Below are 11,243 nucleotides of genomic sequence, written 5' to 3' on the forward strand. Positions count from 1 at the left end.
ATATGAATCAGTATCAAAAGAATATTTTTAAGGGAACCATTTACTCCCTCCTATCTGGATTAATATGGGGTATTTGTGGCATTTTAGGAGAATTCTTCTTTACGCATTATCAAGTATCATCTGGCTGGATTACTTCCATGCGACTAAGCCTTGCAGGTGGTTTCGTACTTATCTTTTCTAGCTTTAAGTTCCGCTCACAGCTATTCGATATATGGAGAAAGCGCAAAAACTACCTGCCTTTTCTGGCTTATGCCATCTTAGGAATCTTCTCTGTTCAGTATTTCTTCTATCTCTGTGTAGAACACTCTAATGCGACAACTGCAACCATCCTACAATTTATCAGTCCTGTCTTCATTCTCATATACAACCGTATCATCTACAAGAAAAAAGCTTCTAAAAAAGCAATCTTCTATGTTTTAACTGCCATGCTTGGGGTCTTTTTGATGGCTACCAAAGGCGATCTCTCTAAGTTATCCATCACTCCTATCGCTTTATTAACTGGACTTCTCAGTGCGCTGGGCGTCATGTTTAATGTCATTTTGCCCCAGCCATTTGCTCGAAAATATGGTTTTGTTCCCACTGTTGGTTGGGGAATGATGCTGGCTGGACTCTTTAGTAATTTTCTCTATCCTGTTTATAGAATTAGTTTTCAGCTGGATTGGGTGAGCATCTTGATTTGTTTGACCATTGCCTTTTTGGGAACAGCTTTTGCCTTTTTCCTATCTATGAAGGCTGTATCACTCGTATCCCCATTGGTGGTGTCAGTGGTCAGTGCAAGTGAACCGCTATCCTCTGCTATTCTAAGCGTTCTATTTCTAGGTCTGGTCTTAGATGGCTACCTGCTATTAGCTATGATTTTGATTATTATTCCCATGATCTTCTTATCCATCGAAGAATCAAAGGATAAACTGAAAGAATCTTCTTTTAACACTTAAGGCTTCAATTTTGAAGCCTTTTTTGGTAGAATAGTAAGCATTACAAAGAGTGAGGAGACCCCTATGACTGCTACAAAAATGAATGCACAAGAAATTATCCAATTTATCGCCAATGCTGAAAAAAAGACAAGTGTAAAAGTAACCTTTGAAGGACAACTTGCTGGAACTATCCCTACTTCTGTTACCAAGCTTGGTAATGTTCTTTTCGGAGACTGGAAGGATATTGCTCCTCTTCTCGAAGGACTGACTGAAAATAAAGACTATGTTGTTGAGCAAGATGCTCGTAATTCTGCAGTTCCTTTGCTAGATAAACGTGCTATCAACGCTCGTATCGAACCAGGGACTATCATCCGTGACCAGGTTGAGATTGGCGACAACGCTGTTATCATGATGGGAGCTGTGATCAATATTGGTGCTGAAATCGGTGCTGGCACTATGATTGACATGGGTGCTATTCTAGGTGGACGTGCTATTGTTGGTAAAAATAGTCACGTGGGTGCGGGAGCTGTTCTTGCAGGTGTTATCGAACCAGCTAGTGCAGAGCCTGTCCGTGTCGGTGACAATGTACTCATCGGTGCTAACGCTGTGGTTATCGAAGGTGTTCAAATCGGTAGCGGATCTGTTGTTGCAGCAGGTGCCATCGTCACTCAAGATGTTCCAGAAAATGTTGTGGTTGCTGGTGTCCCGGCTCGTGTTATCAAAGAAATCGATAGCCAAACCCAACAAAAAACAGCGCTAGAAGATGCGCTTCGTACCTTGTAAATAGTAACAGAGGCGGAAACTTTCCAGCCTCTTTATCGTATCAATAGAAGGAAATTAGATATGTTAGATTTGATTCAAACTCGACGCGATCTTCACCAAATTCCTGAGATCGGTTTAGAAGAAGTCAAGACTCAAGCTTATTTGCTCAGTGTCATTGAGAAATTAACAGTTGGTAAAGATTTTGTTCAAATTCTCACTTGGCGAACAGGTATTTTAGTGTATTTACAGGGAAGTCAGCCAGAACGTACCATCGGTTGGCGGACAGATATCGACGGACTCCCAATCGTTGAACAAACAGGTCTTGCCTTTGCCTCTCAGCACCCAGACCGTATGCATGCTTGTGGACATGATTTTCACATGACCATTGCCCTAGGAAGTCTCGAACGTGCTCTAGAAAACCAACCTAAAAACAATCTCCTCTTTCTCTTCCAGCCTGCCGAGGAAAACGAAGCAGGTGGTATGCTCATGTATGAAGATGGAGCATTTGGTGACTGGTTGCCTGATCAATTTTATGGGCTTCATGTTCGTCCAGACCTAAAAGTCGGACAGATTGCGACCAATACTCATACACTCTTTGCAGGAACTTGCGAAGTCAAGATTCGTTTCAAGGGTAAAGGTGGTCACGCTGCCTTTCCACATCAAGCAAACGACGCTCTGGTTGCAGCTAGCTATTTTGTCACTCAAGTTCAGTCGGTTGTCAGCCGTAATGTCGATCCTATCGAGGGAGCTGTCGTCACTTTCGGTGTCTTTCAAGCTGGAACAACCAATAATGTCATCGCTGATACAGCTTTCTTGCATGGAACGATTCGAGCTCTCACACATAGCATGAGCCTCTTGGTTCAAAAACGTATCAAAGCCATCGCTGAAGGTGTCGCAGCTGCTTTTGATATGGATGTGGAAGTTGAACTCAAGCAGGGAGGTTACCTACCTGTCGAAAACAACCCTGAATTAGCCCAGGAATTGATGACCTTCTTTGATGAAAAAGAGGGAATTGAACTAATCGACATCGAACCTGCCATGACAGGAGAAGACTTTGGTTATCTTCTCTCCAAGGTTCCTGGTGTTATGTTCTGGCTTGGAATTGATAGTCCCTATGCTCTTCACCATCCACAGATGAGTCCTAAAGAAGAAGCTCTGGCAATTGGAGTCGAGGCTGTATCAAGCTTTTTAGCAAAGAAAGCTGCGGAGTAAACAATGAAAAAAGCCCTACGCAAGCAGGTCTTGCAAGAACTCAAATCTCTATCAGCCGAAGAAAAGGAAGTCATGGACGCTTGGTTGACTGAGCAACTACTTCTACATCCCTTCTACAAGGAAGCAAAAACCATCGCCACTTACCTGTCTTTTCCTCATGAATTTCAGACAGCTAGACTCATTGAACAAGCTCAAAAAGATGGGAAGACACTCCTCATTCCCAAAACCTATCCGCATGGGAAAATGGACTTTGTTCTATATGAACCAGAGAAACTCGAAAGAAACTCTTTTGGACTTCTTGAACCTCAAGGAAACTTCACAATCCTTGAACCCTCTCAGATTGACCTGATTCATGTTCCTGGTCTGGCCTTCAATCCTTCTAGATATCGGGTTGGCTACGGTGGTGGCTACTACGACCGCTACTTGGAGCATTTCCCAGGTCCTACTATTAGTACGATTTATCCATGTCAGATTCAGAATTTTCAACCTGAGCACTACGATATTCCTATTGAGGAGGTACTCATCTATGAAAGAAATTTTTGATCGTCGTTATCCTGTCACGAGCTTCTTTCTACTCGTGACAACCCTGGTTTTTGTACTCATGTTTCTAACCAGTGGTTTCAACTATACCAGCGCAGCCACCTTATATAAATTCGGAGCTGTGTATCCCCCTGCTATCAAGGCCATGCCTGAACAAATCTGGCGCTTATTCTCCGCAACCTTTGTCCACATTGGCTTGCAGCACTTTTTAGTCAATATGCTATCCCTCTACTTTTTGGGACGTCAGATGGAGCAAATCTTTGGCTCCAAACAGTTTTTCTTTATCTACCTTCTATCAGGTATGATGGGAAATCTCTTTGTCCTAGTTTTTAGTCCCAATGCTATTACTGCAGGTGCTTCAACTGCCCTCTACGGTATGTTTGCCTCAATTGTTGTTCTCCGATATGCTTCACGCAATCCCTATCTCCAACAACTTGGTCAATCCTACCTCTCCCTCTTAGTCATCAACCTAGTAGGTAGTGTCTTAATCCCTGGAATCAGCCTTGCTGGACATGTCGGGGGTGCTGTCGGGGGTGCATTACTGGCTATCGTCTTCCCAGTTCGAGGAGAACGAAAGATTTACAGCCCAGGCCAACGTGGTCTAGCAACCCTAGCCTTTATTGCTTTATCAGCTCTACTACTTTTTATCGGACTATTATAAGAACAAGAAAAACCATTGGAAGTTCTCAAATTGAGAAGTTTCAATGGTTTTTTGGATCTTTATAAAAAGTAGCTTAAAATCCATTATTGTCACTGAGTTCTTTGAACCAGTGGCCTGATTTTTTCAGACGGCGTTCTTGCGTTTCTAAGTCAAGCTCGACCAAACCATAGCGGTTTTTATAGCTGTTGAGCCATGACCAGCAGTCGATAAAGGTCCAAATCAAGTAGCCTTTACAGTTAGCACCGTCTTCAATGGCACGATGAAGTTCACGAAGGTGACCTTTGACAAAGTCAATACGATAATCATCCTGAATCACTCCATTTTCGCGGAATTTATCTTCACCTTCAACGCCCATCCCATTTTCGGTCAACATCCACTCGATATTGCCATAGTTTTCCTTGATGTTTTGAGCGATATGGTAAATCCCTTGCTCGTAGATTTCCCAGCCACGGTGCGGATTAATCTTACGACCAGGCATGACGTAAGGTTCATAGAAATGCTCTGGCAAGAGCGGACTGTCAGGATGTTTAGCAAAACGTGGCGCCATGACACGCAAGGGTTGGTAGTAGTTAACTCCAAGGAAATCTACTGTATTCTCACGAATAAGTTCCAACTCCTCAGCTGTATAATCTGGCAGCAAATTATGCTCAGCTAAAATTTCCACCAATTCTTCTGGATAAGTTCCCAAGACAGATGGATCTAGGAAAGATTGAGCTTGGAATAGATCAGCAATGCGTGCAGCTTTGACATCCGCAGGATGCTGACTACGTGGATAAGCTGGTGTCAAGTTGAGGACAATCCCAATCTTAGAATCAGGCAAAACCTCATGACAAGCCTTGACTGCAAGAGTGCTGGCCAGTTGAGTGTTATAGGCTACCTGAACCGCAGCTTTGGCATCCACCTTATGTGGATAATGCGCATCATAGAAATAGCCAAACTCAACGGGAACGATAGGCTCATTGAAGGTAATCCATTGGTCTACCAAGTCTCCATAAGTTTCAAAACAGAAACGCGCATAGTCTTCATAAGCCTTGATGGTCGCCTTATTTTCCCAACCATCGCCATCCTCTTGAAGGGCAAAAGGCAGATCAAAATGATAGAGATTGACTAAGAGACGGATTCCCTTGGCCTTAATAGCTTCAAAGACATGACGATAGAAAGCCACACCTTGAGGATTGACTTCTCCACGACCCTGTGGGAAAATACGAGACCACTGGATGGAAGTACGAAAGGCTGTATGACCTGTTTCTAACAATAGTTCGATATCTTTTTCCCAATTTTCATAGAAGGTCGATGTCTTGTCTGGTCCAATCCCATTGTAGTAGCGATTTGGTTCCACTTGAAACCAATAATCCCAGAGATTATCTCCCTTTCCGTCACCAAGAACTCGCCCTTCTGTCTGTGGCCCAGAAGTTGAGGAACCCCAGACAAAATCCTTTGGAAATATTAGCATAGCTCTACCTCTTTATTTACTCTTTTTATGTTTATTTTATCTCATTATAAAGAAAAAACAAGGCAAAAACTAGTTACATTTTTGTCTTGTTTTTCTTCTGATTATAGATTTTATTTATTTGTTAAGATTTCAAGAGTTTCAAGCAAGTTATCAGCGTGAACTTCGATTGTATCTCCCGTTGCCTTAATCTTCACTTCTACAATCCCGTCAGCTGCTTTCTTACCAACAGTGATGCGGATTGGAAGACCAATCAAGTCGCTGTCACTGAATTTAACACCGACACGTTCATTACGGTCATCTGTCAAGACTTCGTAGCCTTTATTGACCAAAGCTTCTTCGATACGATTTGTCAATGCAAGACTTTCTTCATCCTTGACATTAACTGGAATCAAGTGCACATCAAATGGCGCCAATTCTTTAGGGAAATTGATTCCCCAAGCGTAACGGTATTCACCTTTTGGAGTCTTGTTAACAAAGAGGCGAGCGTGTTGTTCCATGACTGCTGAAAGGAGACGGCTGACACCGATACCATAGCAACCCATGATGATTGGCACAGCACGACCATTTTCATCCAAGACATCTGCCCCCATACTTGCTGAGTAGCGAGTCCCAAGTTTGAAAATGTGACCAATCTCGATACCACGTGCAAAGTTGAGCACACCTTGTCCATCTGGAGAGATTTCACCCTCACGAACTTCACGGATATCAACATACTCAGCAGTGAAGTCACGACCAGGGTTCACACCAGTTAAGTGGTAACCATCTTCGTTAGCACCTACAACAGCATTGCGACTATCTTGCACCTTGCGGTCTGCGATAATCTTGACATTTTCTGGAAGATTGACTGGGCCAAGTGAACCAAAGTCCGCTCCCAATAATTCTTTCACTTCCGCTTCGGTTGCAGGTTCTAAGAAGTCTGCACCAAGGTAGTTTTTCAATTTGACTTCATTGAGTTGGTCATTGCCAACGAGTAGGGCAACAACTGGCTCCTCGTCTGCGATATAAACCAAGGTCTTGATTGTTTGCTCTTCAGAGACATTCAAGAAAGCAGCAACTTCATCAATCGATTTGACACCTGGTGTTTCCACACGTGCTACTTGGTCTTCAGTCACAACACGGTTGCTTGGTTTGTAGGCGTTTGTTGCCATTTCCAAGTTAGCTGCATAGCTTGACTCACTTGAGTAGGCAATAGTATCTTCACCAGAAACCATCCATTTGAGCAATTCTGCCTTGATTTCTTTCTGTACATCTACAGGAATCTCGTCAAATGATGCAACAGACTTATCCAAAACGACCCAGCGGTCAAGGTCTGTACGAGCAGGTGTAATGGCCATAAACTCTTGGCTATCCTTACCACCCATGGCTCCACCGTCACCGATGATTGCTTTAAAGTCTAAGCCACTACGAGTGAAAATACGTTCGTAGGCTGCCTTGTACTCATCATAAGTAACATCTAAACTATCATAATTAGCGTGGAAGCTATAACCATCTTTCATGATAAATTCACGCGTACGGAGAAGTCCATTACGTGGACGTTTTTCATCACGGTACTTAGGCTGGATTTGGTACAAGTTCAGTGGTAATTGCTTGTAAGATTTAACAGAATCGCGGACAATAGCTGTAAAAGTTTCTTCGTGAGTTGGACCCAAGATGAAGTCTGACTTCTCACGATTTTTCAATTTATACAAATCTTCACCGTAGGTCTCATAACGTCCTGATTCACGCCAAAGGTCCGCACTGAGAAGGGCTGGGGCCAACATTTCAACAGCACCCATCTTGTCAAACTCTTGGCGCATAATCTTCTTGGCTTTTTCAATAACACGGTTAGCAAGTGGTAGGTAAGAATAAACACCTGCTGATACTTGGCGAACATAACCAGCACGCAACATAAGGGCGTGGCTGATAACTTGAGCATCGCTTGGCATTTCGCGAAGCGTTGGAATAAGCATTTTACTTTGTTTCATATTTTTCCTCTAATTCTTAAAAGAAGGTACGCATGATGTCGTTCCAAGTCACGGCGATCATCAAGACAACCATAATCACAACTCCAACTAGAGTCACATAGGTTTCAATTTCTTGTTTCAGCGGTTTACGGCGAATGGCTTCGATGATGTTGAGCACGATTTTTCCACCGTCTAGTGCCGGGATAGGAATCAAGTTGAAAATCCCGATATTGATGGAAATCATAGCCAAGAAGAACAAGACATTCTCAAGACCATTTTTAGCAGCATCACTACTTGCCTTAAAGATAGCAACAGGTCCACCCAATTTATTCAAGTCAGGCTGGAAAATCAAGCTCTTCAAGGCGTTGAGAATGCGCAAGGCTGAATCAGCAGCAGAGGTGAATCCACCTACAAACATAGACCAGATATCTGATTTGAGTCTTGGTTGAACACCTAGAATATAGCGACCTTGGTTTTCCTCAGGGGTCACACTGACTTGTTTTTCAGTTCCATTTTCAGAGACTGTTACATCCAATACAGGTGCTGTTTTGTCTTTGGTCTCTGTCTCAACTGCCTGAATCAAATCTTGCCAGTTACTAATTTCGTGTGAACCGACTTTAGTGATTTGTGCTGTATTTTCAACACCGACCTTAGCTAATGCACTGTTGGGAATAATACTGAAGTTATTCGTTTGCGTATCACGAACGCCACCTTGCATGAAAATCAAAATCCAAAAAACGATAACTCCTAGAATAAAGTTATTCATAGGACCTGCAAAGTTGGTAATCAACTTGCCCCAGACAGTTGCATTCTGATATTGAACATCTAGCGGAGCGATACGAACTTCCGTCCCATCAGCTTCTACAATCGTTGCATCATGGTCTACGGAGAAAGTTTTTTCCTCTTCCAAAACCAGACCTGTGATAAAGAGTTTATCCTCAAAGTCAAACTGGGTTACCTGCATCGGAAGAGCCGTTTGGTCGACCTTCTTACCAGAAAGATTGATGCGCTTCACCTTACCATCTTCGGCTAAAGTCAAACTAACAGGAGTTCCTGTCTTAATCTCTGTGGTATCCTCACCCCAACCTGCCATGCGGACATAACCACCAAGCGGTAGGAGACGAATCGTGTAAGCAGTCCCGTCTTTCCCGATATGGGCAAAGATTTTCGGACCCATACCAATGGCAAATTCACGAACCAGAATTCCAGACTTCTTAGCAAAGTAGAAATGGCCGAACTCGTGAACCACCACGATAATTCCAAAAACAAGGATAAAGGTTAATAATCCTAACATTTAATATTTGTTCACCTTTCCTTAAAATAAGCCAAAGAGGTGCATAATAGGGAAAACAGCCAACATAGAGTCAAAGCGATCCAGTACTCCACCATGGCCTGGGATAAAGAAGCCTGAATCCTTGACTCCAAAATGGCGTTTCATGGCACTCTCAATCAAGTCACCCAATTGCCCTGCAATACTAAAGAAAATAGCAAAGAGCATCATTTTGTAAATGCCATAAGGAATAGCAACCGTACTATCCACTAACATAAAGATAAGAGTGACAAGCATGGCAGCTAAAATTCCACCAAAGGCTCCCTCGATAGATTTGTTCGGAGAGACTCTCGGAGCCAATCTTCTCTTACCGAAATTCATTCCGACCAAGTAAGCACCACTATCAGTTGCCCATACGATACAGAGGGCCAAGAGGGCTTTATCCAAACCTGCGATTCGAGCATCCACTAAAGCATTAAAGCCAAAACCAACATAGAAACTCATGGCAATCGGGTATACAGCATCCTCAATGGTGTAATTCTTGCTAAAAACAGTGCAACCTAACATGATAAAAATCACAACACCATATGCGACAACATTCCCATCTACAGGTAAAAATGTCAAGTAGTTTTCTAGGGGGATTGTCAGTGCAAAAGTCGCTAACAAGGTCAGCAAACCCTCAGGTGTCATGGTGTTTAACCCTTTCATCTGAAGCAACTCATGAACCCCTAGCATGGCTAGAAGTCCCATAGCAATCTGTAACCAAAGCCCACCAATCACCAAGAGCGGGATAAAGATTGCTAATGCCAGAGCGGCAAATATGGTTCTCTTTAATAAATCCTTTTTCATAACTTTTCCTAAACCCCTCCAAATCGACGGTTGCGGCGATTATACTCTGCAATAGCCTCCTTCAAAGCTTCCTCATCAAAGTCAGGCCACAAAATATCTGTGAAATAAAGTTCACTATAAGCTGCTTGCCAAGGCAAGAAATTGCTCAAGCGAAGCTCCCCACTCGTTCGAATGATTAAGTCCGGATCACGCAAGACCTTAGGCAAATGCCCTGTAAAGAGGTATTCCCCAATCAACTCTTCTGTAATATCGCCTGGATTCACCTTGGCATCCAAAACATCCTGTGCAATCAACTTGACTGCTTGTGTAATTTCAGCTCGTCCACCGTAATTAAGGGCAAAATTAAGAATCAAACCTGTGTTTAACTTGGTCAACTCTTCCGCTTTTTTCAAAGATTCAAAAGTTTGTTTTGGCAAGCGATCAGTTTCCCCAATCATTTGGATCTTCATGTTCTTTTGGTGCAATTCGGGGACATACTTATCATAAAATTCAACAGGCAAGTTCATAATAAACTTGACTTCCTGGTCTGGACGTGTCCAATTTTCAGTAGAGAAGGCATAGACAGTCATAGCCTTGACACCCATATCACTAGCAGCAATGGCTACCGTTCTCAAAGCATCCATCCCAGCCTTATGCCCAAAGACACGTGGCTGCATCCGTTTTTTAGCCCAACGACCATTACCATCCATGATAACTCCGATATGTGCTGGCACCACTGCTGGTGTTTCTGTTACTTTATCTTTTTTTAAAAATCCAAACATGATTGTATTCCTATTCAAAAATCTATCGTTTCATTATACCATATTTTTCGCTTTTCTTCTATCATATTCTCTTATTCTAAGGCGGAATTCCCTATAGGACTCCTATCTTTCTAAACTAACATGCCTTGCATTTCCCAAAGAAAGTTGATACAATAAAACATAAAGATTTATCCTTGTTCAATCACAGGGGTTTTTTATTGAAAGGATCTTATCATGTCAAAAAAACTACAACGTAAAAAACAATTAAGAAACAACCTTCGTCGTTCAGGTGCACTTTCAAATGCTGTAAACAAGGTTGTCGAAGAAACAAAAAAAGTTGTGAAGCATGCTGAAAAAGCAGCAAGTGAGGCAGGAAAAGCTGTCTCTAAGCAAGTAGAAAAAGCTGTAGAAGCAACTAAAGAGCAAGCCCACAAGCTTACAACTTCTGTTGAAGATTTCGCAGCTGACCTAGGCGGACTTCCACTTGACCGTGCTAAAACTTTCTACGATGAAGGGATCAAGTCTGCTGCTGACTTCAAAAACTGGACAGAAAAAGAACTCCTTGCCTTAAAAGGAATCGGTCCAGCTACTATTAAGAAATTAAAAGAAAACGGCATCAAGTTCAAGTAATCTTTCTTGTCCCTTGCATTTCCGTCAAAAACTTGTTAAAATAAAGCCATTAGAGGTGTTTTGAGTCCCACATTTTACAGAAAGTGGCGGAGCTGAGAAGTCCACAAATGTGTCAAAACTGGTTGCTAGTGAGTTGAAATTAAAAATTGAAATATAAATCTTTTTGTTTCTTTTTAGGACTAGGCAGCGAGTTGCAGGTTGTACTAAAGTACGCCAAGCCGAGCTAACGACGTCATAAAAGTGAAACAAGAAGATTAAAGTTGCGGGCT

The 11,243-nt window shown here is 42.5% G+C and carries 11 protein-coding genes; 6 read left to right on the plus strand and 5 right to left on the minus strand.

Annotated features, from left to right (window positions below; translation table 11 throughout):
* The first annotated feature begins 2 nt into the window (after positions 1 to 2).
* The 5 genes from ACLNCS_RS06265 to ACLNCS_RS06285 all read left to right on the plus strand — a co-directional run bounded on the left by ACLNCS_RS06265 (position 3) and on the right by ACLNCS_RS06285 (position 4,089).
* Complete coding sequence (locus ACLNCS_RS06265) at positions 3 to 935, plus strand: DMT family transporter (RefSeq protein ID WP_070678476.1); 933 nt, start codon at positions 3 to 5, stop codon at positions 933 to 935.
* Positions 936 to 998: 63 nt separating this feature from the next.
* Positions 999 to 1,697 (plus strand): 2,3,4,5-tetrahydropyridine-2,6-dicarboxylate N-acetyltransferase, encoded by a 699-nt coding sequence (gene dapD, locus ACLNCS_RS06270; RefSeq protein ID WP_424847824.1) that lies wholly within the window; start codon positions 999 to 1,001, stop codon positions 1,695 to 1,697.
* A 60-nt stretch (positions 1,698 to 1,757) separates the two neighbouring features.
* The gene (locus tag ACLNCS_RS06275; protein WP_049496947.1) at positions 1,758 to 2,888 is read left to right on the plus strand and encodes an N-acetyldiaminopimelate deacetylase; all 1,131 of its coding nucleotides are present in this window, start codon (positions 1,758 to 1,760) and stop codon (positions 2,886 to 2,888) included.
* Between the two features lie 3 nt (positions 2,889 to 2,891).
* A complete protein-coding gene (locus tag ACLNCS_RS06280) occupies positions 2,892 to 3,431 on the plus strand; it encodes a 5-formyltetrahydrofolate cyclo-ligase (RefSeq protein ID WP_049496943.1) in 540 nt (179 codons plus the stop codon).
* Positions 3,415 to 4,089 carry a rhomboid family intramembrane serine protease gene (locus tag ACLNCS_RS06285; RefSeq protein ID WP_371620884.1) on the plus strand — a complete coding sequence of 225 codons (675 nt, stop codon included), beginning with the start codon at positions 3,415 to 3,417 and terminating at the stop codon, positions 4,087 to 4,089. Before ACLNCS_RS06280 ends, ACLNCS_RS06285 begins: the two co-directional genes overlap by 17 nt.
* A 73-nt stretch (positions 4,090 to 4,162) precedes the next feature.
* Here ACLNCS_RS06285 and ACLNCS_RS06290 read toward each other — a convergent pair whose 3' ends face one another.
* The 5 genes from ACLNCS_RS06290 to ACLNCS_RS06310 form a co-directional block, all read right to left on the minus strand.
* Positions 4,163 to 5,542, minus strand: a complete 1,380-nt coding sequence (locus ACLNCS_RS06290; protein WP_424847826.1) for a glycoside hydrolase family 1 protein — start codon at positions 5,540 to 5,542, stop codon at positions 4,163 to 4,165.
* A gap of 110 nt (positions 5,543 to 5,652) precedes the next feature.
* Positions 5,653 to 7,506 carry a proline--tRNA ligase gene (locus tag ACLNCS_RS06295; RefSeq protein WP_414271901.1) on the minus strand — a complete coding sequence of 618 codons (1,854 nt, stop codon included), beginning with the start codon at positions 7,504 to 7,506 and terminating at the stop codon, positions 5,653 to 5,655.
* 16 nt (positions 7,507 to 7,522) lie between these two features.
* On the minus strand, positions 7,523 to 8,779 hold the full coding sequence (gene rseP, locus ACLNCS_RS06300) for an RIP metalloprotease RseP (RefSeq protein WP_371500264.1): 1,257 nt from the start codon (positions 8,777 to 8,779) through the stop codon (positions 7,523 to 7,525).
* 21 nt (positions 8,780 to 8,800) lie between these two features.
* Complete coding sequence (locus tag ACLNCS_RS06305; RefSeq protein ID WP_424847827.1) at positions 8,801 to 9,604, minus strand: phosphatidate cytidylyltransferase; 804 nt, start codon at positions 9,602 to 9,604, stop codon at positions 8,801 to 8,803.
* Between the two features lie 8 nt (positions 9,605 to 9,612).
* Positions 9,613 to 10,365: an isoprenyl transferase gene (locus tag ACLNCS_RS06310; RefSeq protein ID WP_424847828.1), complete on the minus strand. Its 753-nt coding sequence runs from the start codon at positions 10,363 to 10,365 to the stop codon at positions 9,613 to 9,615.
* 213 nt (positions 10,366 to 10,578) lie between these two features.
* On the opposite strand from ACLNCS_RS06310, the gene ACLNCS_RS06315 reads away from it, so the two are divergent.
* Entirely contained in the window at positions 10,579 to 10,974 is a 396-nt protein-coding gene (locus ACLNCS_RS06315) for a helix-hairpin-helix domain-containing protein (protein ID WP_424847829.1), read from the plus strand.
* Positions 10,975 to 11,243 lie beyond the last annotated feature (269 nt).

The sequence above is a fragment of the Streptococcus sp. CL9.43 genome (assembly GCF_049737935.1).
Lineage (GTDB): Bacteria > Bacillota > Bacilli > Lactobacillales > Streptococcaceae > Streptococcus > Streptococcus infantis_I.